22 protein-coding genes are annotated in these 24,272 nt (G+C 51.1%); 16 read left to right on the top strand and 6 right to left on the bottom strand.

Annotated elements, in window-relative coordinates; all coding sequences use genetic code 11:
- Nucleotides 1-28: 28 nt before the first annotated feature.
- Together serB and ACFO3I_RS09445 are read left to right on the top strand one after the other, a co-directional pair.
- A complete protein-coding gene (gene serB / locus ACFO3I_RS09440; protein WP_377333661.1) occupies nucleotides 29-1,024 on the top strand; it encodes a phosphoserine phosphatase SerB in 996 nt (331 codons plus the stop codon).
- Nucleotides 1,025-1,027: 3 nt separating this feature from the next.
- Entirely contained in the window at nucleotides 1,028-1,915 is an 888-nt protein-coding gene (locus ACFO3I_RS09445) for an alpha/beta fold hydrolase (RefSeq protein WP_377333663.1), read from the top strand.
- Here ACFO3I_RS09445 and ACFO3I_RS09450 read toward each other — a convergent pair.
- A complete protein-coding gene (locus tag ACFO3I_RS09450; protein ID WP_377333665.1) occupies nucleotides 1,886-4,411 on the bottom strand; it encodes a PilZ domain-containing protein in 2,526 nt (841 codons plus the stop codon). The two genes, ACFO3I_RS09445 and ACFO3I_RS09450, sit on opposite strands and share 30 nt — an antisense overlap.
- Nucleotides 4,412-4,519: 108 nt before the next feature.
- On the opposite strand from ACFO3I_RS09450, the gene radA reads away from it, so the two are divergent.
- Entirely contained in the window at nucleotides 4,520-5,878 is a 1,359-nt protein-coding gene (gene radA, locus ACFO3I_RS09455; RefSeq protein WP_377333667.1) for a DNA repair protein RadA, read from the top strand.
- 63 nt (nucleotides 5,879-5,941) lie between these two features.
- On the opposite strand, the gene ACFO3I_RS09460 is transcribed toward radA, so the two are convergent.
- Entirely contained in the window at nucleotides 5,942-6,697 is a 756-nt protein-coding gene (locus tag ACFO3I_RS09460; RefSeq protein ID WP_377333669.1) for an outer membrane protein assembly factor BamD, read from the bottom strand.
- A gap of 128 nt (nucleotides 6,698-6,825) precedes the next feature.
- Here ACFO3I_RS09460 and rluD point away from each other — a divergent pair, with 128 nt between their 5' ends.
- The 3 genes from rluD to clpB all read left to right on the top strand — a co-directional run bounded on the left by rluD (nucleotide 6,826) and on the right by clpB (nucleotide 11,225).
- Nucleotides 6,826-7,800, top strand: coding sequence for a 23S rRNA pseudouridine(1911/1915/1917) synthase RluD (rluD, locus tag ACFO3I_RS09465; protein ID WP_377333671.1), 975 nt, complete (start codon nucleotides 6,826-6,828; stop codon nucleotides 7,798-7,800).
- Nucleotides 7,800-8,546, top strand: a complete 747-nt coding sequence (gene pgeF / locus ACFO3I_RS09470; protein WP_377333673.1) for a peptidoglycan editing factor PgeF — start codon at nucleotides 7,800-7,802, stop codon at nucleotides 8,544-8,546. Before rluD ends, pgeF begins: the two co-directional genes overlap by 1 nt.
- A gap of 93 nt (nucleotides 8,547-8,639) precedes the next feature.
- A complete protein-coding gene (clpB, locus tag ACFO3I_RS09475; protein WP_377333674.1) occupies nucleotides 8,640-11,225 on the top strand; it encodes an ATP-dependent chaperone ClpB in 2,586 nt (861 codons plus the stop codon).
- 80 nt (nucleotides 11,226-11,305) lie between these two features.
- Here clpB and ACFO3I_RS09480 read toward each other — a convergent pair whose 3' ends face one another.
- Entirely contained in the window at nucleotides 11,306-12,856 is a 1,551-nt protein-coding gene (locus ACFO3I_RS09480) for a methyl-accepting chemotaxis protein (RefSeq protein WP_377333676.1), read from the bottom strand.
- A 94-nt stretch (nucleotides 12,857-12,950) separates the two neighbouring features.
- Between ACFO3I_RS09480 and ACFO3I_RS09485 the strand changes: the two genes are divergently transcribed.
- From ACFO3I_RS09485 to ACFO3I_RS09495, 3 genes are all read left to right on the top strand, one after another.
- Nucleotides 12,951-13,406, top strand: coding sequence for a CBS domain-containing protein (locus tag ACFO3I_RS09485; RefSeq protein ID WP_377333677.1), 456 nt, complete (start codon nucleotides 12,951-12,953; stop codon nucleotides 13,404-13,406).
- Nucleotides 13,407-13,560: 154 nt separating this feature from the next.
- Nucleotides 13,561-15,135, top strand: coding sequence for a glutamate--cysteine ligase (gene gshA, locus ACFO3I_RS09490; RefSeq protein ID WP_377333679.1), 1,575 nt, complete (start codon nucleotides 13,561-13,563; stop codon nucleotides 15,133-15,135).
- Nucleotides 15,136-15,265: 130 nt separating this feature from the next.
- Nucleotides 15,266-15,883, top strand: a complete 618-nt coding sequence (locus ACFO3I_RS09495) for a transglycosylase SLT domain-containing protein (protein ID WP_377333681.1) — start codon at nucleotides 15,266-15,268, stop codon at nucleotides 15,881-15,883.
- Here the strand turns inward: ACFO3I_RS09495 and ACFO3I_RS09500 are convergent.
- Complete coding sequence (locus tag ACFO3I_RS09500) at nucleotides 15,880-17,157, bottom strand: HlyC/CorC family transporter (protein ID WP_377333683.1); 1,278 nt, start codon at nucleotides 17,155-17,157, stop codon at nucleotides 15,880-15,882. The two genes, ACFO3I_RS09495 and ACFO3I_RS09500, sit on opposite strands and share 4 nt — an antisense overlap.
- 66 nt (nucleotides 17,158-17,223) lie before the next feature.
- Nucleotides 17,224-18,033: a cytochrome C assembly family protein gene (locus ACFO3I_RS09505; protein ID WP_377333685.1), complete on the bottom strand. Its 810-nt coding sequence runs from the start codon at nucleotides 18,031-18,033 to the stop codon at nucleotides 17,224-17,226.
- 133 nt (nucleotides 18,034-18,166) lie between these two features.
- On the opposite strand from ACFO3I_RS09505, the gene ffh reads away from it, so the two are divergent.
- The 7 genes from ffh (at nucleotide 18,167) to ACFO3I_RS09540 (ending at nucleotide 23,623) form a co-directional block, all read left to right on the top strand.
- Complete coding sequence (gene ffh, locus ACFO3I_RS09510) at nucleotides 18,167-19,534, top strand: signal recognition particle protein (protein ID WP_377333687.1); 1,368 nt, start codon at nucleotides 18,167-18,169, stop codon at nucleotides 19,532-19,534.
- Nucleotides 19,535-19,692: 158 nt separating this feature from the next.
- Nucleotides 19,693-19,944: a 30S ribosomal protein S16 gene (gene rpsP / locus ACFO3I_RS09515; protein ID WP_337843286.1), complete on the top strand. Its 252-nt coding sequence runs from the start codon at nucleotides 19,693-19,695 to the stop codon at nucleotides 19,942-19,944.
- 25 nt (nucleotides 19,945-19,969) lie between these two features.
- The gene (rimM, locus tag ACFO3I_RS09520) at nucleotides 19,970-20,497 is read left to right on the top strand and encodes a ribosome maturation factor RimM (protein ID WP_377333689.1); all 528 of its coding nucleotides are present in this window, start codon (nucleotides 19,970-19,972) and stop codon (nucleotides 20,495-20,497) included.
- Nucleotides 20,497-21,273 carry a tRNA (guanosine(37)-N1)-methyltransferase TrmD gene (gene trmD / locus ACFO3I_RS09525; protein ID WP_377333690.1) on the top strand — a complete coding sequence of 259 codons (777 nt, stop codon included), beginning with the start codon at nucleotides 20,497-20,499 and terminating at the stop codon, nucleotides 21,271-21,273. Before rimM ends, trmD begins: the two co-directional genes overlap by 1 nt.
- A gap of 22 nt (nucleotides 21,274-21,295) precedes the next feature.
- Entirely contained in the window at nucleotides 21,296-21,655 is a 360-nt protein-coding gene (gene rplS, locus ACFO3I_RS09530) for a 50S ribosomal protein L19 (protein WP_337843288.1), read from the top strand.
- Between the two features lie 40 nt (nucleotides 21,656-21,695).
- Nucleotides 21,696-22,298: a DNA-J related domain-containing protein gene (locus ACFO3I_RS09535; protein WP_377333692.1), complete on the top strand. Its 603-nt coding sequence runs from the start codon at nucleotides 21,696-21,698 to the stop codon at nucleotides 22,296-22,298.
- A 98-nt stretch (nucleotides 22,299-22,396) separates the two neighbouring features.
- A complete protein-coding gene (locus tag ACFO3I_RS09540; RefSeq protein WP_377333693.1) occupies nucleotides 22,397-23,623 on the top strand; it encodes a threonine/serine exporter family protein in 1,227 nt (408 codons plus the stop codon).
- Nucleotides 23,624-23,628: 5 nt separating this feature from the next.
- On the opposite strand, the gene ACFO3I_RS09545 is transcribed toward ACFO3I_RS09540, so the two are convergent.
- Nucleotides 23,629-24,207, bottom strand: a complete 579-nt coding sequence (locus ACFO3I_RS09545) for a response regulator (protein WP_377333694.1) — start codon at nucleotides 24,205-24,207, stop codon at nucleotides 23,629-23,631.
- Between the last annotated feature and the right edge of the window lie 65 nt (nucleotides 24,208-24,272).

Here is a 24,272-nt window from a genome sequence, read left to right on the forward strand (position 1 = left end):
GGCAACAGATTGAAGTACAGGTGGCAGTTTGAGCTTTTCAGAACCAAAACAATTAAGTGCAGTGTCTATCAATGAGTTAGAGCAGTTGCTTTCGCACAAAATGCTGCAGATCCGTGCGGGCCAACTTAGCATGCCATCCGAGGCCAATTCACAGGTTGCGCTGCGGTTACGGCTGTTTGGCCGGCCGCTTAGCATCACGGATTTGAGCACGTTTGCTCAGTTATTAGCCCCAAGAACGGCATTGTTGAGCCTGTTGCAACCACATACGGATTTGTCAGCGGGTTATCAGTTCAGCCTGGCCGAATCACTGGAACCTGAGCTTATGCACCAACTGGCTGACTGGACGAAATCAGCGGGCCTTGAACTGGTGTGCCAGAGCAGTGCCCCGAGCTTAGCTAAGCCTGGCCTGTTGGTGATGGATATGGACTCCACGGCCATTCAGATTGAATGCATTGATGAAATAGCAAAGCTTGCGGGCACTGGGGAGCAAGTGGCCGCAGTGACAGCCCGTGCGATGAATGGCGAGCTGGATTTTGCCCAAAGCCTGCGTGAGCGGGTGGCGACCTTAGCCGGTGCTCCGGTGACTATTTTGCAGCAGGTGCTGGACGGCGTGCCGTTAATGCCGGGTCTGGAAGCGCTGGTGGCCAGGTTGCAACAGCAGCAGTGGCGGGTGGTGATTGCGTCCGGTGGTTTTACCTTTTTTACCGAAGCGCTGAAAGAGCGGCTCCAGCTAACCGCTACCTTTGCCAATGAATTGGAAATTGTCGACGGCAAACTTACCGGCCAGGTGCTGGGCACTACTGTCGATGCAGCTTACAAAGCCCGGGTGGTAGAGCAAATCCGTCAGCAATACGGGATTGAACCGACACAAACTGTGGCGATTGGCGATGGCGCCAACGATTTACCAATGCTGGCTGAAGCGGCGCTTGGTGTGGCTTTTCATGCCAAACCTAAAGTGCAGGCCCAGGCCAAAGCGGCTATCCGGCAAGGTTCCTTGCTGCAGCTGCTGTATCTGCTGGATTAAGCCATGCAACACCAGCAAAGTTCTGACTGGCTGCAGGTGGCTGATTACCGGTTACATCTGCGGCAGCTGCAGCCTGTTGAGCCCAATGGCCAACGGGTGCTTATGCTGCATGGTGCTATCGAAAACAGCCGGATTTTCTACAACGAAAAAGGCCGCGGGCTTGGCTGCTTTCTGGCCGATCAGGGCTTTACAGTTTATTGTGCGGATTTTGCCGGGCGAGGGCAGTCCATCCCGGCGGTAAGTCGCAGCTTCAATCACAGTCAACAGCAACTGATTGCCGACGATATTCCTGCCTTAATTCGACATTTGGCCTTAGCAGGGCCTGTTCATCTGGTGGTGCATTCCTGGGCCGGTGTGGTGGTCGCAGCGGCACTGGCGCGACAACCTGAGCTGGTGCCACTGGTACGTTCGCTGGTGACATTTGGCTCGAAACGTTGCATCAGCGTACAAAGCTGGCAGCGCTGGCTTCATATTGATTTGGTCTGGAACCGACTGGCCCCGCTACTGTGTAAGGCGTACGGCTATTTGCCTGCCCGCCAATGGCGATTTGGTGCCGACAATGAGCCGGCCCAGTATTTACTCGACACCATTGGTTGGATCCGCGGTGAGCCTTTCGCCGACCCGACAGATGGTTTTGATTATCGGAGCGCTTGTCAGCCAGTCCGCTGGCCACCCAGCTGGCATTTTGCTGCGGTCAATGATCAACTATTGGGGCACCCGCAGGATGTGCAAGCCTTTCTGGCGGAAACCGGCCTCAGCAGTGGTCGCTACAGTTTATTGGCGAAAAGTGCAGGCCAGCTGCTGGATTACGACCATATTTCTATGTTGACCGCGCCAGAAGCGCGGCAGGACCATTTCCCTTTACTCGCGGACTGGCTTCGTGTGCAGTAACTGCTGGCGCTTCTGACGTTGCTGTTCTGCAAGGCTTGGCGCCACATTATAGCGAGTCAGCACTTCGTCACTGATATCCTGCACTTCCCCAATACCGACCACGCTCCACAGCTCCTCTTCCAGTACTTTGGCTTTGTGAATGGCATAGGTGCTGACATAGCCCAGCTCTTTGGCAATATGCTCAGTGTCGGGCCGGCCTGTGCGTGACAGGAAAATCCGGTACGCAAATAACAGCCCTTGTTGCAGGCTTTCGTCGACAAAATTCTTGCGCTGATTTGCTGTTGGCAGGTCAAAATCAAATTCAACTTGCAGGCTTTGCTCTGTTTTGTCGTGTTCCGGAATGTAGCGTAAATATACTTCGTAGCGGAACGGCAGCTCTTGCCGCTTCATTTTCTTCAGCTGGTTAGCAAATTGCAGATTGGTCGCGTTATTTTTTAGCAGCGGCTGCAGATTCAGCTCGCCGTCGACCAGGCTGAAGCGTTGTAACAACCTGTGCAAGGAGCTAGGGCTGGCACCTTGGGCCACCACGTCCATATGGTAGCGAATACCCTGGCGGTGAATGTAAAACACAAAGCAGTTCAGTGCTTTAAGATACATGTTGCGCAAGGCGGGTCCCAAGCCGGGGAATTTAGGTGCTTCTTCTGCCAGGGTCAGCTTGCTGCGGTTATTGGCAATCAGTTGCTGGAAGAATTGTTTGCCTTGATGATCATTGTTCTTATCGATAATTCGCAGGTTCATGATCAGTTTGTTTTTACTGACGGCCATCACTTCGTAGGGTAATTCCAACAGCTTATGTTTGGTGGTGATTTTCTGCATCTGAGGCAAGGTAATTTGCACCTGGTCACCGCGCTCAAAATCGACTGGTTCGGTGCATTCAACTTGCAGCCCTTTGCTGGAGAAATCGCGGGTAAAACCGCGGACGTCCGCCATTTCACCGTCGCCAACCAACACTTCAGTCCGATACAGAAAACGGCTTTCCGAGCGCAGGTTGACGTAATGCACTGCGGCCGCCTCAATGGCGGGCAAGCTATCGAGCTTGGCATGGCCAAAAATTTTCAGCTGATTCAGCAAGCTCTGATCCAGTTGTGTGCGCTGGTACAGGGCAGTGCTCTCTGTGGTGTTAAGTTCAGTCAGGCTGGCAACATAACGCAGGTCTTTTATAAAGTTAAGGATCAACGGACCTGGGGGTTGATTCAGTTTTTGAATTTCCTGGCTGGCGCTGTTAGGCAGCGAGAGCAGGCTATGCGCATGAGCCGGATTGGTGCGGGTGACATGCAAATTAAACACCCGCCAGCTGGGTTTTTGTGCACCAAAACCAATAAAGACCTGACGTAATGCAGCTGACTGCGCCAGTTCATCTGCGGTGGCCGAGTAAAAAAACAGCCGGCCTTTCGCGGCATGGGTAAAGGTATACAGGATGCAGCTTTGGTTGGCACTGGACAAACACTGCTTCAGCCGGCGGGCAGATAATAATTGCGACAATACGTTCTGGCGCTGCTCATCCTGAAAATAATGCAGTACGGATCTGTTGTTTTCTGTGGTTAACGCACAGAGTGGGGTGGCTTTGCCCTCATTCACCGCAAGGAACACTGGCAATGTGGTCATGCGTGGCAGGAAAAACTGCTCGTAGCCTTTGACGTAGACCGCTTCGTAGGTGTTGTCGAGGTTTACCTTGTAGCGGCGTTTGTTGCCGTGAATAAAGTTTTGCAAGAAGTCAGTAAAACCACGCTCATGTACCAGCGGCAAACGCTTCAGTCGTAAATAAATACCTTTCTCCGCCGGCTCCTGTTCCACCACCTGATAAGGGATGCCTTCCGTCAGGCCAAGGGCAAACTCCTGCTCCAAACCACGGAAAAAAATAGCCACCTTTTGCCCCGGTGCAAAAGTCATCTCTTTGGCGAGTTTGATTTTGCAGCCCGACACCGACAAGTCGCTGGTGGTGGCCTGTAGCCGATCCTGGTTATCCAGAATAAGCTCAATATCAATGGAGAAGTTCATCCGCTCTTCGGAGCGGGTCTGATACTCGGCGAATTTAATTAGCTGAATGGTTTTGTGTTGTTCCGCTTGGGCGTCTTCTTCTTCCTGGGCTGCAACCAACGGAGAAACGGACGGCATCAGTTTACGTTGAGCCTGCTCTTGCTGATAGCGGACTCTGTGGTTGTTGCTGGTATTGCTGACGTCTTCGAAGACACCCACGGTATAGCGGCTGTATTGCTTGACCCCTTTCTCAAAGGTGCGGATGGCTACATCATCCATGTAATGGGTTTGGCCGTTGTGTTCGTAGGGACGAACTTCGCCATCCACCCGGCCACGTAAATCAATATAATAGGAGCAGGGCTGACCTAAACGTTTCAGCTCCATCTTGATAAGAAATTGTTTGGACTTAGGCAGATCTTCGGTCAATAGCTTAAACACCTGATCAAAGTCAGGTGTGTTCAGCAGGGGCTTCAAGCGCTCTATCACCCCTATATGTTCAGCTAAATCGGACGTTGTCATCTGTGCTGTGATCCGTAGGTCGACTGCCACTTCGTCAATAAAGTGTTGTACATTATGAATATTAAAGCTGAAAAGCAATAATCGTGCCTTCATAGAAAAGAGAGAAAAATGGCGAAAACAAAAACCGCCTATGTTTGTAACGACTGTGGTGCTGATTTTGTCCGATGGCAGGGACAATGTACCGAATGTGGCGCCTGGAATACCATCAGTGAAGTCCGCTTAGCCAGTCAAGCCAAATCGGCTCGTTTTGATGGGTATGCCGGTGCTACTGCCGCTAAAGTGATGCGTCTGGATCAGGTGGATCTGCAGGAAGTACCACGTTTCAGTTCTGGCTTTGCAGAATTTGATCGGGTTCTGGGCGGCGGTATAGTGCTCGGCTCCGCCATCCTGATTGGTGGCAGCCCTGGTGCGGGCAAAAGTACCTTGTTGCTGCAAATTATGTGTGGCCTGGCTCAATCGGGTAAAGCGCTCTATGTTACTGGTGAAGAGTCATTGCAGCAGGTGGCTATGCGGGCGCACCGGCTCGGGTTACCCACTCAGCAGCTGCTGATGCTGGCAGAGACCAGTGTCGAAACCATCTGTCAGCTGGCACAGCAGGAAAAACCACGCATTATGGTGATTGACTCCATCCAGGTGATGCAGATGGCTGACATTCAGTCAGCGCCCGGTTCTGTGTCGCAAGTGCGTGAGAGTGCTGCCTACCTGACCCGTTTTGCCAAGCAGCACAACATAGCCGTCATTATGGTAGGTCATGTCACCAAAGATGGTTCACTGGCTGGCCCTAAGGTGCTGGAACACTGTATTGACTGCTCTGTGCTGCTGGATGGCGATTCGGATAACAGGTACCGGACCCTGCGCAGCCATAAAAACCGTTTTGGTGCAGTCAATGAGCTTGGCGTCTTTGCCATGACAGGCCAGGGTATGAAGGAAGTGAAAAACCCTTCGGCTATTTTTTTAAGCCGTGGCAAGGAAGACTCGCCCGGTTCAATTGTGATGGTGCTATGGGAAGGTACCCGGCCTTTGTTAGTAGAAATTCAGGGGCTGGTGGATTATTCGCCATTGAACAACCCACGCCGTGTCACCTTAGGCATGGAGCAAAACCGTATTTCGATGCTGCTTGCCGTGATGCACCGCCATGCCGGCATTCAGATGGCAGACCAGGATGTGTTTGTGAACGTGGTCGGGGGCGTACGGGTCAATGAAACAGGTGCCGATTTAGCCACCTTATTGGCTTTGGTCTCCAGCTTTAAAAACAAAGCTTTGCCGAATGAACTGGTGGTGTTTGGTGAAGTGGGGTTATCTGGTGAAATTCGCCCGGTGCCCAGTGGCCAGGAAAGGTTAAAAGAAGCCGCCAAACACGGCTTTAAGCGCGCGATAGTGCCGCTGGCGAATGCGCCAAAAGAACCTATTGCTGGCATGACAGTGGTTGGGGTGACGAAACTGGCCGAAGCCTTGGATGCTGTGTAAAGGGTATCCAATCAGCAATAAAAAAAGGTGAGCACTGCTCACCTTTTTTATTCAGTTCTATGCTCAGAAATCAGCACTGTCAGGGAAATTCAACTTCAGCACTGCTTTGGCGTCGTCCCGCAGTTTGGTCAGGCCAAGCTCATCGTAACTTTCAACCATCAAACGTAATGCTTGTTCTACTTGCGGTGAATCACGGTAATACTCCACTACGTATTTGGCACGGTTGGCAGCAGCCAGGTGTGCACCGCGGCGGGTATAGTAGTCGGCAATGATCAACTCATGCCGGACTAACTTTTCTTTAATGCTCTGCATCCGCAACTTGGCGTCCTGAGCGTATTTGCTGGTCGGGTAGGTGCTGACCAGAATTTTTAAGTCATCAAAAGCCTGACGGGTGCTGGCCATATCACGGTCGGCTCTGTCGATACCGACAAACTCGTGGAATGAATTTTCATCTGCTTTTAAGTTGCTCAGACCGCGCATGTAGTAGACGTAATCCAGATCCGGGTGATTAGGATTCAGCCGGATAAAACGGTCGATGCTGGCCAGTGCCTGTTTGGTATCGCCAGTCTGGTAATAGGCATAAATTAAATCCAGTTGTACCTGGCGTGATAAAGGCCCGAACGGATAACGGCCTTCCATTGCTTTAAGTAATTCAATGGCCCGGCTATACAAACCAGAGTCCAGCACGTTTTTTGCTTCGTCATAAAGTTGCTGGGCGCTTTGGTTGGTATTGACCAGTTGCTCGTCAGGAGCCTTAGTTCCGGCGCAGGACGCCAGTGTCAGAGCCATGAAGATGGCCGCAAAAAAATTCAGTTTCATTGAAAAATCCACTACTACTTTGAGCCTGTTGGCTATTTAGTCCGACGTAAAACCGTTAAACTAGAGCCTTTGACGGCCTGATTCTAACTCAGACAGCCGAGTGTGCCCACAGGATAACTGGTTCCGACATGACAAAACAGCTAAAACTCGCAGAAATTGTTCCCGATCATTTATTTGGCAAGCGCTTAGATCAGGTGCTGGCCGAAATGTTCCCGGATTATTCGCGATCCAGAATAAAAGACTGGATCCTGGCGGATTGGGTTCAGGTAAATGGCCGGGTCTGCAATACCCCAAGAGAAAAACTAATGGGGGGCGAGGCAATTCAGATTGACGCCCAGTTACCGGATGACGAACGTTTCGAAGCCGAAGCGATAGATCTGACTATCGTCTATGAAGACGAGCATATTCTGGTGATCAATAAACCAGCCGGTTTAGTGGTGCACCCAGGTGCCGGTAACCCGGAAGGTACACTGCTTAACGCTTTATTGCACCATTGCCCGACTATTGCCGAAGTGCCGCGTGCTGGCATTGTTCACCGTCTGGATAAAGACACCACAGGTTTGATGGTGGTGGCGAAAACCATTCCGGCGCAGGTGCATTTAGTGGATGCGATGCAGAACCGCGAAATTACCCGTGAATATGAAGCCATTTGCCACGGCATTATGACTGCGGGCGGCACTGTCGACGAGCCCATTGGCCGTCACCCGACCAAACGGACGCATATGGCGGTGACTACGTCAGGTCGCCCGGCGGTAACTCACTACCGGGTGATGGAAAAATTCCGTGCTCATACCCGTCTGCGTTTGCGGCTGGAAACCGGCCGTACCCACCAGATTCGTGTGCATATGACCTACATCAACCACCCGTTGGTCGGTGATCCTGTTTATGCAGGGCGCCCGCGTCCGCCACGTAAGGCCAGTGAGGAGTTACTGGGTATTTTCCGCAGCTTTAAACGTCAGGCGCTGCATGCAGCCATGCTGCGCTTGGCCCACCCTATTACCAGTGAAATAATGGAATGGCACGCGCCTATACCAGACGACATGGTACAACTGACCTTGGCTCTGCGTGCTGATACGGAAGAACACGGTCTGGACTTTGCCTGATGACAGCGTTGCTGCTTAAGGCGGACTGGCCGGCTCCCGCTGGTATCCATACCGCCGTCAGCACCCGATTAGGCGGAGTGTCTGCTGCGCCTTATGCCAGTCTGAATCTGGGCAGCCATGTGGCGGATCAGCCCGCCTGCGTGATGCAGAACCGTGAGCGGTTCAGGCAATTGGCTGCTTTGCCAGCCGAGCCTTGCTGGTTAAACCAGACTCACAGTACGCTCTGTGTCGATATTGAAACGACGGACTTCAGTGCAAGTCCGCCGAACGCCGATGCCGCCTTTACCCGTATACCTGGCCAGGTAGCGACTGTGCTGACCGCCGATTGCTTGCCTGTGCTGTTTTGTAATAGCGCCGGTACGGCAGTGGCGGCTGCTCATGCGGGTTGGCGCGGGCTTTGTGACGGTGTGCTGGAACAGACATTGGCTCGGTTTTCGCCGAATGATGAGTTACTTGTCTGGTTAGGGCCCGCTATAGGCCCAAGCGCCTTTGAAGTGGGTGATGACGTGCGTACCGCTTTTATCGCCAGGCAAAGTGCCGCCGAGCACGCCTTTATCGCTGTGGCCGGTAAGCCTGGTAAGTGGCTGGCCGACTTATACCTGCTGGCCCGTTTGCGCCTGCAAGCGACAGGAGTCAGTCAGATCTACGGTGGTGGACTTTGTACCTACACAGATCAGCGCCGGTTTTATTCCTATCGACGGGACGGCCAGACTGGCCGGATGGCCTCTTGTATCTGGCTGGACTGATCTAAGTCAAATTTTTGACGTTTTCTGCTTGAAAAAACAACGGTCAGGCGCAATCTTAGCAATCAACAGCAAAATTGATTTGCGGAGATGTTTATGAGACTTGACCGTTTTACCAGTAAATTCCAATTGGCGATCGCTGATGCTCAGTCTCTGGCACTGGGGCGCGACCACGCTTATATCGAACCTGTGCATCTGATGTACGCCTTGCTGAATCAGGAAGGCAGTTCAGTGAAAGACCTGTTTAGCAAAATAGGCACTAATCCCCACGAATTACGTTCCAAGCTGACGCAGGCGTTGGAGCGGCTGCCCAAAGTGGAAGGTGGCGACACGGCGGTGCAATTATCTGCGGCCAGCGGCCAGTTATTGAACCTGTCGGATAAATACGCGCAAAAACGCAAAGACCAATACATTTCCAGCGAGCTGTTTGTGCTGGCGGCGACCGAAGATAAATCGGAGCTTGGCACTATTTTACGTCTGCTCGGGGTTGAAAAAACCACAGTGGAAAAAGCCATTGACGAGCTACGCGCAGGTCAGAAGGTGGATGACCCGAATGCAGAGGACAGCCGCCAGGCGCTTTCTAAATACACCATTGATCTGACCGAACGCGCAGAAGCAGGCAAGCTGGACCCGGTGATTGGCCGGGATGAAGAAATTCGCCGTTGTATTCAGGTGCTGCAGCGCCGCACTAAAAATAACCCTGTCCTGATAGGTGAACCTGGTGTTGGTAAAACCGCCATTGTCGAAGGGCTGGCGTTGCGGATTATCAACAAAGAAGTGCCAGAAGGCTTAAAAGACAAACGCGTGTTGTCGCTTGATATGGGCGCTCTGCTGGCGGGCGCCAAATACCGCGGTGAATTTGAAGAGCGTTTAAAAGCCGTACTGAATGAGTTGGCCAAAGAAGAAGGCCGGGTCATTCTGTTTATTGATGAAATTCATACCATGGTCGGTGCCGGCAAAGCGGATGGTGCTATGGACGCCGGCAATATGCTCAAACCGGCCCTGGCGCGTGGCGAATTGCATTGCCTGGGCGCAACCACACTGGATGAATACCGCAAGTACATTGAAAAAGACGCGGCACTGGAGCGGCGTTTCCAGAAAGTGTTGGTGGATGAGCCTTCGGTGGAAGATACCATAGCCATTTTGCGCGGCTTGAAAGAACGCTATGAACTGCACCATGCGGTTGAAATTACCGACCCGGCTATTGTGGCAGCGGCAACCTTGTCACATCGTTATGTCAGTGACCGTCAGTTGCCGGACAAGGCCATTGATCTTATTGACGAAGCGGCCTCCAGTATCCGCATGCAGATGGATTCTAAACCAGAGGAGCTGGACCGGTTAGAGCGGCGCATTATTCAGTTAAAGCTGGAGGAAAATGCGCTGTCAAAAGAAACGGATGAAGGCTCGAAGAAACGCAAAGACAGCATTCTGGAGCAAATTCGCGAGCTGGACGCCAAGTATAACGAACTGGATGAAGTCTGGACCTCCGAAAAAGCCGCCTTGCAAGGAACGCAAAGCATTAAAGCGGACCTGGAACAGGCGCGGCTGGATATGGAAGTGGCGCGCCGTGCCGGTGACCTGAACCGGATGTCACAACTGAAATACGAACGTATTCCAACGCTGGAAAAGCGACTGGACTTAGCGTCGCAGGCTGAAATGCATGAAATGAAATTGCTGCGAAACAAAGTGACCGACACGGAAATTGCTGATGTGTTGTCTAAAGCCACCGGTATTCCGGTCAGCAAAATGCTGGAAGGTGAGCGCGATAAACTGCTGCGTATGGAGCAGGAACTGCAAAAACGGGTGGTTGGTCAGGCAGAAGCCGTCAGTGCCGTCTCGAACTCGATCCGTCGCTCGCGCGCCGGTCTGGCAGACCCGAATAAACCAATTGGCTCTTTCTTATTTTTGGGACCAACAGGGGTGGGTAAAACCGAGCTGACCAAAGCTTTAACCCAGTTTTTGTTTGATACCGAAGACGCGCTGGTGCGTATCGATATGTCGGAGTTTATGGAAAAACATGCGGTGTCTCGCCTGGTCGGCGCACCTCCAGGTTATGTCGGCTATGAAGAAGGTGGTTATCTGACCGAGGCGGTGCGTCGCAAGCCCTATTCAGTGGTGCTGCTGGACGAAGTGGAAAAGGCCCATCCGGATGTGTTTAACATTCTGTTGCAGGTGCTGGATGATGGTCGCTTAACGGACGGGCAGGGCCGTACGGTCGACTTTAAAAATACTGTGATCATTATGACGTCGAACCTGGGATCGGATCTTATTCAGGATCATTACCAGCAGCAGAGCTATGAAGAAATGAAAAGCATGTTGATGGAGGTGTTAAGCCGCCAGTTCAGGCCTGAGTTTCTAAACCGTCTGGATGAAACAGTGGTGTTTCACCCACTGGATAATGCCCATATTCGCCATATTGCGGCTATTCAGCTGGAACGTTTGCGTAAGCGTCTGGCCGACCGTGATTTTGGCCTGGATGTGACAGATGCCGCACTGGATTTGCTGGCTGAAGCGGGTTTTGACGCCGTATTTGGCGCCCGACCACTGAAGCGGGCTATTCAGCAACATATTGAAAATCCATTGGCGCAAACCCTGTTGCGTGGCGAAATACCTGCCCGCTCAGTCATTAGGGTTGATGCTTCGGATGGAAAGTTCAGTATTCAGGCCGCCCGGGTGCAGTAACAGCGTCGTAGTGCTGGATTGAGTTATCAGCAACAAAAAAGGCCCGCATTATTGCGGGCCTTTTGTATTTTTACAGTGGTTTATTCAGCAGAAAAAGTTTTGTTCAGATTGGCAATTTCTGCCGCTTGCTGGTGCAGACGTTTATTGGTGTCTGACACCAGCCCCATATTGCCCATATTTTCCTGAGCAATGTGCTGAATACTGTCGACATTCTGTGCAACTTCTGCCGCCACCTGACCTTGCTGAGTTGCTGCGGTCGCAATTTGGGCTGACAGGTGATCAATGGTGTTGACCATGGACACAATTTCTTTCAGCTGAACAGTACTGTGCTGGGTCTGAGTGACGCAGTCTTCAACCTGCTCGCGGCTTTGCAGCATGGTCTTGCCCCAGCTCAGCAGTGTTTGCTGGATTTCAGCAATGGATCGCTGGATTTGTTCTGTCGCATTATGGGTGCGCGAAGATAAAGCCCGGACTTCATCGGCCACCACGGCAAAACCCCGGCCATGTTCGCCAGCGCGTGCGGCTTCAATAGCGGCGTTTAATGCCAGTAAGTTGGTTTGATCAGCAATGCCCTGAATTTCGGTCATGACGGCACCAATACGCTCGGCTTCTACCGCCAGGTTATCCGCGGTACTGGCGGCTCCCTGCACTTCCACCGCCAGTTTTTTCACTGTGGTGGAGGTGAGTTCCATCACGTGTTCGGCTTGTTGACAGATTTGCTGCGCTTCACCCACTTTGGCATTGGTTTCACCGGTGCGCTGGGCAATATCCTGCACTGTGTGGCTTAGTTCCAGGGTGGCTGAAGCGATTGATTCGAGCTGGACTTTTTGCTGGCCAATACCGCGCTCTGTCAAATGCACAGCTTCTTCCAGCGTGTCGGCAATTCGGGTCAATTGGCTGGTGCTGTCTTTAGTGCGCCCCAGTACAGTGCGCAAGCGCGCTTGTTGTAATTGATGGCGGAATGTTGCCACAGAAAATGCCGTACGGCCGGCATAGACATAGCGGGAGACTGAATCAAATTGTTGTTGAATGGCTGTAAGCTCAGACGGGATAGCCAGCACTTCTTGCTGCATCAGTGTTAAAAAGACTAATGGCAATAACGCCGCGAGCAGAAACCAGGCAGACCATAAGACAGAACCGGCCAGCACTATCGCTATGCTAAGCGCTAAGGTCAGTATCAGGCGCAAGGTCGAGTTTTCACGGAAACTGTTTACTTTTTTGCCAGCGTTGATGGCGGTGTAACAACGCTCAGCCCGTTGCACCAATTCATGGCTGGGTTTGACCCGAACAGACTGATACCCCACCAGTTGCTGATCGCGGTAGATAGGGGTGACATACGCATCCACCCAGTAAAAACGGCCGTCTTTACAGCGATTTTTTACCATGCCACGCCAGGATTGGCCCTGCTTCAGCTTTTGCCATAAATCGGCAAAGGCGGCCGCTGGCATATCAGGATGGCGCACCAGATTGTGGTTTTTTCCGATCAGCTCTTCACTTTCGTAGCCCGCGACCTGGCAAAATGCCGGGTTTGCGTACGTGATCACTCCGCGCAAATCAGTAGTGGACACCAGTTCCAGGCCGGCGTCGTACTGTACTTCCTGATCAACAACATGATGATTGCGGCGATTCATGGCCTATGCTTTCCTTTTTGTAAGTTATTCAGTTAATCTGATGATCTTACTTATTATTTCAAACAAAAGCGGAATAAGCGAGTCAGGAACTCTTATGCAAGTCGCAGCCATTATGTCCCGAAAACTCGTTACCGTTGGCCCCGATGCTAGCTTGGCTCAGATCCGGGTTATTTTTGAGACTGCCAAGTTTCAACATTTACCTGTGCTGGACAGCAGCAAGCGGCTGGTCGGCATCGTGTCGGTGAAGGATTATTTCAAAGCTTTAAGCCCGGTGATGGAAACGGCATCAGAGCCGACACTGGAGCTGTTTTTGTCCAGCCGTCGGGTGAAATACCTGATGACCAGCCCGGTGATAACGGTGACTGAAGATTATCCGGTTGTACAGGCTGCCGCTTTGTTACTCAAACACAACATCAGTTGCCTGCCTGTGGTGGACAAAGACCAAATCGCGCTGGGTATTGTATCCTGGAAAGACATTATGCGGGTGGTGGTGCTGCAGAGCAGCAAACGAGCCCGCCTCAACTATGGGCCAAGGGGAGAAGAGGAATAAGGCTGTTGACCGGCAGGGACTGCCATTTGTGTTGCGGTTCGGTTAGTCTGAGTCACCTGCGGGACAGGGCGGATGAAGGTGACAGCGCGCCACTTGTTTTTTTCATCCGGACTCCCCATAACAGCGGAGCTCAACAGTTAACTAAGGATCCAGCTTGAGTCATTTCCTTGAACAGCGCCTGCAGCAGCTTGGCACAGACAGTTTTCGCGCCGCTATTACCGGGATCCGCAGAGGTCTGGAGCGCGAAACCTTACGGATATTACCTGACGGTCGTCTGGCACAAAGCGACCACGCCCAGGCTCTGGGATCAGCCTTATCTCATCCGCTGATTACTACAGATTTTTCTGAGTCTTTACTTGAATTTATCACCCCGGCCCAAAGCTCCATCGAGGTGACGCTGCAGCAATTGGCGGATATTCACAAGTTCTCTGTCAGCCATATTGGTGAAGAACAACTTTGGCCTGGTTCCATGCCCTGTTTCATTCGTGATCAGGACGAAATTCGCCTGGCTCAATACGGCTCGTCCAATGTTGGCCGGATGAAAACCTTGTACCGTGAAGGCCTGAAGAACCGCTATGGCAGCATGATGCAGGCGATCAGCGGTGTGCATTTTAATTTTTCTATTCCAACTGAGTTCTGGCAGCAGTATCAGCAACAGCTCGGCAATAGCGACGAATTGCAGGATTTTATCTCTACCCAGTATTTGCACCTGATCCGTAATTACAAACGCTACGTCTGGTTAATTGTGTATCTGTTTGGTGCATCCCCTGTGATGTGTAAATCCTTTTTGCAGGGGCGGGAACCAAAGTATCAGTTTCAAAGCTTGGGCAAGGGCTCGATTTATCTGCCTTATGCTACCTCGTTGCGGATGAGTGATTTAGGCTACACCAACAATGCACAGTCCAGCCTGAACATCAGTTACAACTCCTTGCCTGATTATATTCATGGCTTGCGGCAGGCCATTTCGACGCCGTCTCCGCAATATCAGCAGATTGGCGTGAAAGTGGACGGGCAGTATCGTCAGCTGAATGGCAATATTCTGCAAATCGAAAACGAGTTTTACTCGACGATAAGGCCTAAACGCACTACCCAAAGTGGCGAGCGACCGACCTGTGCATTAAAGCGCCGCGGTGTGGAATACATTGAAGTCCGTTCACTGGACGTCAATCCGTTTAGTCCAGTTGGGATCAGTGCTGAGCAGATGCGTTTTCTGGATCTGTTCCTGCTGTACTGTCTGTTCGAGCAAAGTCCGTTGATGACGGCGGAGCAGCAGGCACTGACGGAGCAAAATTTACGCAAAGTCGTAGCGGAAGGACGTCGGCAAAATCTGGAGTTGCTGGATGCTGAACAGCCGCGTCTGATGCTGGACTGGGCAGAACAAATTTTTGCAGACATGATGCCAATAGCACGCTGGATGGATGAAGCGCATGGGGCTGACTTGTATCAGGCCACGTTAAAAGATCTGTATCTGGCCTTGTTGGACCCGGCCAAAACCTTGTCCGGACGTTGGCTGAATACCATTCTGTCACAACAGCGCGACCATGGTTGTTATGCGTTGGAGTTGTCGGCGAATTACAAACAGCAATTTGCCAGTCAGCCTTACGGGTTCTATCAGCAGACTCAGTTTGAGCAGATGGCTGCAGAATCACTGCGTCAGCAACAGCAGGTGGAACAGGCCGATAGCCTGAGTTTTGACCAGTACCTGCATGATTACTTTGTTGATTTGTAGATAAAAAAACGGCCAGCATAGCTGGCCAGGAACACTAAGGATAAGGTAAATCCAGGGATGAAAAACAAAAACTTGGTTGAATCCGTTCACTTTGTTAGTCTGAAACGGCGGCAAAAAAGTTCTCTGTCTGATGAAAAAAATTAAAAAATCTTTAGTTACCTTCACTTGTGTTGCCCTGTTAAGCGGCTGTGCTGTGTCGCCGCCGCAAAACAAAGAAAACCTCTGCGAAATTTTCCGTGAACATGATGACTGGTATGACGCTGCGGCCGACGCACGGGATCGCTGGCAGGTTCCGGTGCATGTCCCTATGGCCATTATGTACCAGGAAAGCAGCTTCAGGCAGGATGCGCAGCCGCCAATGCAATATTGGTTTGGCTTTATCCCGGTAGGGCGAGCTAGCAGCGCTTATGGCTATGCGCAGGTGAAAGACGAAACCTGGGATGACTATGCGCGCGAAACCGGTGGTTATTTTGTCAGCCGCAGTAATTTTGCCGACGCTATCGACTTTATGGGCTGGTATATCCATAAAACCAGCCGGGTGAATGGTGTTTCTAAATCCGATGCGTATGCGCAGTACCTGAATTACCACGAAGGCTGGGGCGGCTACAAACGAGGCAGCTACCGGCAGAAAGCATGGCTGATGCAGACGTCCCGGCTGGTGCAGCAACGCTCGTCACGCTATCAACAACAATTGCTTTCGTGTGAAGAGGAATTCAAACGGGGCTGGTTCTGGGGACTATTCGATTAAGCGGGAGCCGTTTCGGCAGGTTTCGGCCTCAACCGCACGGTTTTAATCATATTGTCTTGAATTTCAATAATCTCCAATACACAACCGTACAGGATCAGACTGATATTGGTCTCCGGGATATCCTCAAGGTACTCCAGCACCAAGCCATTGAGTGTTTTAGGGCCATCGGTCGGGAAATTCAGCTGTAAATCGCGGTTCAGGTCGCGCAGGTTAATGCCACCTTCCACCAGGTAGTAACCGTCTTTTTCGGCTTTGATTTCTTCGTTTTGCTGTTGTGCCACATCAGTGGTGAAGGTACCCACCACTTCTTCCAGAATATCCTCCAGCGTGACCAGACCCTGAATATCGCCAAACTCATCCACCACCAGACCAATACGCTCTTTGGAGCTTTGGAATTTCTGTAACTGGGTATGAAGTGGGGTGTTCTCCGGAATAAAGTAAATCTCCCGCACCGCCCGTAACAAACTGGCTTTGTTGAGCTGCTCTTTTAATGCCAGGCGAGCCAGGTCTCTGCTGTGTAAAAAACCCAGCGCATCATCGATGCTGTCGCGGTACAGCAAAATGCGGTTGTGTTGGCTGCTGCTGAGCTGGCGCAGGATGTCTTTCCAGTCATCGTTGATATCGATGCCGAACAGCTCGTTGCGTGGAACCATAATGTCTTCTACTGTGGCTTTTTCCAGATCCAGCACGCCAACCAGCATGCTTTGGTGCTGTTCAGGCAATAAAGCCCCGGCTTCATGCACCACAGTGCGTAGCTCTTCGGAACTCAAGCTATGGCCATGGTGCTGTTCTGCTTTGACGCCAAGCCAGCCAAGCAGAGTGTTACAGATTTTATTCAGTAACCAGACTAAAGGTGCCAGCAACTTCATTAATGGTTTCAGCACCACGGATGCTGGAAAGGCAACCCGTTCCGGGTGCAGTGCCGCCAGCGTTTTTGGCGTGACTTCACCGAAAATTAAAATCACCAGCGTCAGCCCAACAGTGGCCACGGCGATGCCGTAGTCGCCGTAAAGCCGCATCCCTATTAAGGTAGCAATAGCTGAGGCAGCAATATTGACCAGGTTGTTGCCAATCAGGATCAGGCCGATCAGTCGGTCGCGACGCTCCAGCATCGCACTGACCCGCTTTGCGCCTTTGTGCTGCTCATTGGCCTGATGTTTTAGCTTGTACGGGTTTACCGACATCATGCCGGTTTCGGAGGCGGAGAAAAACGCAGAACACAACACCAGCAACCCTAACAGGATAAACAGAGTTGCTGTGGATATTTGATCCAAACTTAAATTACCTCTTCGTCAAAAGCAGTCTTATTAAATATGCTGGCACAGCAGACAAGTCAAGCTTCAGCTCAGCCGATGCAGCAGGATCTCGCGGACAAACCGGCTGCCAAAATAGGATAAGGTTAATAATGTACTGCCAGTAAAGGTCAGGGCTATCGCGATCCGGCCACGCCAACCTAAACGGGCATGGCCCCATAACAGCACAACAAAGACTAAAAATGCCAGTGAACTCAGTACGTTTTTATGTAAATGCTGCAATTCAAACCATTGTTCGGAAAACAAAGCGCCACTGAGAAGTGTTAGGCCCAACAATAAAGTGCCTGCCAGCAGCAGGCGGAACTGCAGAGACTCAACCTGTAGCAAAGGAGGCAGGAACTGATTACCCAGCAGAAAATCTTTTTGTTTCAGTTTATGGCTGATATAGCTGACCTGAACAGAATGAAGAGTGGCAACAATTAGTAGCGCATAGGCGACAAAGGCCACAATGATATGCATCAGCAAAGCCGGCGTTTGTTCAAAATGCTGTACCTTTAACGCGCTGGGCAATACCAGGATGGCCAGTTGGTTTAATGCCGCAAAGCCGTAGACAATAGGCAATAGCAGTACCGCAGGTGTGCGCAGTGCCGACAGGGTGATCACAATAACGATCAGCCAGCAGACCAGCGAAATCACATTCAGCAAGCTGAAGTTCTGCCCGCCTCCGGCAAAAATGCTTTCGGCAAGGAACACGCCCTGACAACCAATAGCCAGTACAGCCAGGCCAAATACCAGCTTGTAATTTAACCCTTTCGGGTTCACCAATCTGGACAGAACCAGCAAAGTTGCACCGAGATACGCCAGCAGTGCAAGGCTGGGAAACAGCACAAAAGACATAAACCCTATCCCGTAATTCCTTTCTTTCCTCATTCTATTGCAAACCAGTCGCATTTGTCAGCCGTTGTTACGGGCTGACGTAAAGAGAGGGCTGGGGTATAATCCGCTCAGTTTCTGTTTAGGTACGCCAGTTATGTTTGAGAATCTATCCGATCGTTTAACCAAAACGCTGAAAAATATCAGTGGCCGGGGCCGCCTGACCGAAGACAATATTAAAGAGACGCTGCGTGAAGTGCGCATGGCGCTGCTGGAAGCCGACGTTGCGCTGCCTGTGGTGCGTGACTTCGTCAACCAGGTGAAAGAGCGTTCTGTCGGTCTGGAAGTCAGTAAAAGCCTGACTCCGGGTCAGGAATTTCTGAAAATTGTCCGTCAGGCGCTGGAAGAAGCGATGGGGCAAGCCAACGAAGAGCTGGCACTGAACACTCAGCCTCCTGCGGTGGTGCTGATGGCTGGTTTGCAAGGCGCGGGTAAAACTACCTCTGTCGGTAAGCTGGCTAAATTCCTTAAAGAGCGCAAAAAGAAAAAGGTCCTGGTTGTTTCTGCCGACGTCTACCGTCCTGCCGCCATTAAGCAGCTGGAAACATTGGCGAAAGATGTTGGAGTTGAGTTTTTCCCAAGCGATATCAGCCAGGCTCCAGTCGCTATTGTAAACGCCGCTATCGAACAAGCACGCCTGAAGATGTTTGATGTGCTGCTGGTCGATACCGCGGGTCGTTTGCACGTTGACGAAGAAATGATGGGGGAGATTAAGGCGCTGCATGCTGCAGTGAAGCCTATTGAAACCCTGTTCGTGGTAGACGCGATGACTGGTCAGGATGCGGCTAACACAGCAAAAGCCTTTAATGAAGCTTTGCCGCTGACTGGCGTTATCCTGACCAAAGCCGACGGTGATGCCCGCGGAGGGGCTGCATTGTCGATTCGCCATATCACCGGCAAGCCGATTAAATTTATCGGTATGGGCGAAAAAACCGACGCCTTGGAGCCTTTCCATCCGGACCGTATTGCCTCCCGTATTCTTGGTATGGGGGACATGCTCAGTCTGATTGAGCAGATTGAGCAGAAGGTCGACCGGGAACAGGCCGCCAAAGTGGCAGCCAAGGTGATGAAAGGCCAGGGCTTCAGCCTGGAGGATTTCCGCGACCAACTGGTACAAATGCGCAACATGGGCGGCATGATGTCAATGCTGGAAAAAATGCCAGGTATGAAAAACCTGCCAGCTGGTGCCATGGACCAGGTGGGTGATAAGCAATTCAAGAAACTGGAAGCCATCATCAACTCCATGACCAAAAAGGAACGTCAGTTCCCGGATTTGATCAAAGGCTCCCGCAAAAAACGTATCGCCTCCGGCTCTGGTACTCAGGTGCAGGACGTCAATCAGCTGTTAAAGCAATTTACCCAGATGCAGAAGATGATGAAGCAAATGTCCGGTAAAGGCGGCTTGATGAAGATGATGCGGGGTTTAGGCGGTAAACTGCCGCCAGGTATGTTGCCTCCGCGCTAAGCCACTGTCAGTGAGCTTCGCGGGCTGTGCATAAACCCAGCCGTACAGCCCGAAATACCTTGCAAAACAGGAAAAAATCAGTACAATTCTGCGACCCCACGGTCTGACCGCGGGGTTTGTTATTTTTTAAAAAACCTGAACGATAAATAGAGGACGGTATGGTAACTATTCGTTTACAACGTGGTGGCGCGAAAAAGCGTCCATTTTACCAAGTTGTGGTAGCGGACAGCCGTTTTGCTCGTGATGGCCGTTTCATTGAGCGCGTGGGTTTCTTCAACCCAATCGCTGGCGGCACTGAAGAGAAAACGCGTATTGATTTAGAGCGTGTAGACCACTGGGTTGCACAAGGCGCTTCTTTAAGCGACCGCGTAGCTTCTCTGGTTAAAGCTCTGAAAAAAGCCGCTGCTTAATAGCTAGGCCGGTAGGAGTAAGGGCTTGAAAAGTTCTGATTTAGTTGTCTTAGGTAAGTTTGGTGCTGTTTACGGCATCAACGGGTGGCTAAAAGTTAACTCCTATACCGATGTCCCGGAAGGGATTTTTGACTACACACCCTGGCAGATTCAATTGCAGGGTAACTGGCGTCAAGTGCAAATCTCCAGTTGGAAACGCCATGGTAATGGTTTGATTGTAAAACTGGTAGACGTGGGTGACCGAGACCAGGCTCAAGTGCTGGTAAACGCAGAAATCGCTGTAGAGCGGGCGTCATTACCGGAGCTGGAGCAAGGGGATTACTACTGGCGTGACCTGATGGGCATGGCGGTGGTAAACCTTGAGGGGTATCACTTAGGTGAAGTGGTTGACATGATGGAAACTGGCTCGAACGACGTTTTAGTCTTAAAAGCCAATAAAACCGATGCATTTGGCAAGAAGGAACGCCTGTTGCCGTTTTTGACGGATTCCGTCATTAAAGAGGTCAACAGAGCGGAAAGGCGCATCTCAGTCGACTGGGATCCTGATTTCTGATGTCGCAACAACCCTCTTTGTGGGTCGGAGTGATTACACTCTTTCCACAAATGTTTGAGGCCATTACGCAATCTGGAGTCACCAGCAGGGCCGTGAAACAAGGGCTGCTTCAGGTGGAGTGTTGGAACCCGCGGGATTTTACCTCGGACAAACACAAAACCGTCGATGACCGACCTTATGGTGGCGGACCTGGCATGCTGATGATGGTGCAGCCGTTAACCGACGCGATTCGCGCCGCGAAACAGGCTGCAGGGGGAGATGTACACACGATTTATTTGTCGCCGCAAGGCCGCAAACTGGATCAAGAAGGTGTACTTGAACTGGCCCGACACCCGAAACTGCTTTTAGTAGCAGGCCGTTACGAAGGCATTGATGAACGCGTAATCGAAAACGAGATTGACGAAGAATGGTCAATTGGTGATTACGTGCTGAGTGGGGGCGAATTGCCTGCGATGACGCTGATTGATGCGGTATCGCGACTGGTACCTGGTGTACTGGGGCATGAACAGTCAGCTGAACAGGATTCCTTTGCGTCCGGTTTGTTAGACTGCCCACACTATACAAGACCAGAAGTGTTAGATGGCAAAGAGGTTCCGTCGGTGTTGCTGAGCGGACACCATGAAAATATAAGACGCTGGCGTCTGAAACAGTCCTTAGGCAGGACCTGGTTAAGACGGCCGGATATGTTAAATGCCCTGGCTCTGACTAAGGAGCAACGCAAATTACTGGATGAGTTCCAAAAGGAACACCAGGCGTTGCAGCAACACGATAGTTAATTCCAGGTAAAGTGAGATTGTTATGAGCAAAGTTAGCCAAAACATCATCAAAGAACTTGAAACCGAACAGCTGAAACAAGACGTCCCTGCGTTTGCACCAGGTGACACAGTTGTGGTTCAGGTTAAAGTTAAAGAAGGTGACAAAGTACGTCTGCAGGCGTACGAAGGCGTGGTTATCGCTAAGCGTAACCGTGGTCTGCACTCTTCATTCACAGTACGTAAAATTTCGAACGGCGAAGGTGTTGAGCGTGTATTCCAGACGCACAGCCCGCTGATCGACAGCATCACTCTGAAACGTCGTGGTGCCGTACGTCGTGCCAAGCTGTACTTCTTACGCGATCGTTCAGGTAAATCAGCGCGTATCCGCGAAAAGCTTAACTAAGCACGGAAGGCTGCCTCAGGGCAGCCTTTTTTATTGTGTTATGCATGCATCCTGCCTCCCTGAATTGCTGAATCACCTGGAAGCATTGCTATTGCAATCCGATCAGGAAATCAGTGAGCAATGGTTACTAAGCCAGCTTGACGCCTTTTTTCCTTCTAACGAACGTGGTGAGCTGAATAATTTATTGTTCCAGCAACATTTTGTGCTTTATCACCATTTGTTTCTATTGCAGCAGCAATGGCAGCAGCAAGGCATTGCCTTGCTGTGGATTGGTTATGCGAAAGTCAGGGTTTTTCCTTTTAGTGAACCCAGTAATGAGTTACCTGTACTTTGGTCTGATCAGGACGAAAAAGCGGCTTATTATCTGGACTGGCAAAATTTTATTGCGATGACAGACGAGCGACTTACGGCACTGCTTGACTCGTTTTGGCAAAAGTTGTCGTTGTACCGGCAAAATCCGGCTTTTGATAGCGTCGTAATTAAAGATAAATGGCATTTAGTGGAAAACTGCTCTGTCGCGGATATCAAGCGCCGTTATCGCCAGCTTGCCTTGTTACTGCATCCGGATAGAGGCGGTGATAAAGCTGATTTCCAAAGCTTGCAGCTGGAATATCAATGGTTGTTGTCGCGCCACATTCAATAACCTTGCATTGAATCAATCACTTATTTTTAATAGCTCTGTGCTCAGACAGAAAAGCTCACTACAATAAGCAACAGAGACCACTTTCAGAGATCCATCCCGTGGATGCCGCCAGCTTTATTGAAAAACGTCGTTTTATTGTCAGACTAGGTAAGATGTTGCATAAGTTTGGCACTCCAGCTTATCGGTTGGAGTCCCACCTGCAGGAAATCGCTAAACTGTTGCAAATTGGTGCATCCTTTGCCATTACTCCGACAGTCTTAACTTTTGTCTTGTGGATCCCTGGTGACGACAATGAGTACACCCATGTGGCCAGGGTCAGCCCAGGCGAACTGGATTTAGGCTCTTTGTCTAAAGTCGATGAACTGGTTGATGCGCTCGCCAGTAGCAAAATGACGCTGCGGGACGTCGAAATAAAACTGGAAGAAATTGCCAACGCACCAAACCCTTATTCGCGTTGGGCAACGTTCGCTGCTTATGGGGCTTCAGGCGGGGCTTTTGCCATGCTGATGCGAGCCAGCTGGCACGACGTATTCTGGGCCTGTGTCTTGAGCTTGCTGGTGTACTTGTTTGTTCTTTGGTCTGAACGCTCCAGACGGGTTGCTCATATGGTGGAACCCCTAGTTGCGTTGGTGTCCGCACTGACAGCTACGGCAGTCTCGTTGTATCTGGACCCGATGATCAACGTCCCTTTGGTGGTGTTGTCATCCATCATTGTGTTTATTCCTGGTCTGGCGTTAACCCTGGGTCTGGCTGAGTTGGCTGCCCGTCACTTGGTGTCCGGTACGGCACGGATCATGGACGCCATTATGCTGCTGTTTAAACTGTCTTTTGGCGCCTTTCTCGGCGTTGCCTTCGGTCAAGCTTTGTTTGGTCAGATCCCCCCGCAGGTCGCCCCTTCAGTGCCTGCGTGGACCAGCTGGCTGGCGATTGCCATTTTATGTGGCAGCTTAGTGGTGGTGTTTAAAGCCAGAAAGCGGCACGCGCTCTGGGGCATTTTGTCAGGCTTTATTGCGTATGCCGCCAGCTTATGGGGCGCACATTATCTGGGGTTAGCTCTAGGCGCTTTTGTTGGGGCTTTTGCGGTAGGGCTGTACGGCAACTTATTCAACCGCCTGATGAACGCGCCAGGCAGCATTGTTTCGTTGCAAGGCATGATTGTCCTGGTTCCAGGCAGTAAAACCTACATTGGCTTAAATGCTTTTGTCTCAGGCCAGCAGATGGTCGCGACTGACGGCTTAGGTCAGCAGACCTTCCTTATTTTTATGTCGTTGGTGGCAGGTTTTATTTTCGCCAATGTGGCGTTACCACCACGCAAGGCACTCTGAGCTGCTTAACGCAGCTCGCTGAGCAGTTGTTCCAGTCGTTCTTTTAAGTCGCTGAATAACAGAGGTTTACGCATCAATTGTACGTTATCTGGCAGGCCTCCGGCAGCTGCAATTTCTGCGTCTGTCAGGGCAGTGACGACGATAACCTTCATTTCTTCATGCCGTGGAGATTGCTGCAACTCGCGAATCATCTGAAAACCATCCAGTTCTGGCATTTGCAGATCCGTGATCAGGAGCTGTGGAGCCCATTCGCCAATTTTCAGCAAACCTGCAATACCGTTGGTGACGGATTCCAGCGTAATAGGCAAACCCCAGGATTCAATTTGCAGGCTGTATAATTGCTTCAGCAGTTCATCATCTTCGGCCAGCAGAATCCGCACTGTTTTATCAGCAGGTAAGGTCTGATTTTTCAGCAATAAACGCTCAACGGAGGATTGCGTTACTCGGCGGTGTCCACCTGGTGTTTTCCATGCATCCAAAGCGCCTTTTTCGACCCAAAGTTGCACAGTACGTAGAGAAACTCCAAGTAAATCAGCTGCTTGTTGAGTGGATAGCAATGGTTCTGTATGTTTACTTTTGCTCATATCCTATTGTGCAGTATCATATTTTTTATTTTTATCAATTCTAGACGAGAAGTATCACAGCTGTC

Origin of the sequence: Rheinheimera marina (genome assembly GCF_042654345.1) — a bacterium.
Classification (GTDB): domain Bacteria; phylum Pseudomonadota; class Gammaproteobacteria; order Enterobacterales; family Alteromonadaceae; genus Pararheinheimera; species Pararheinheimera marina.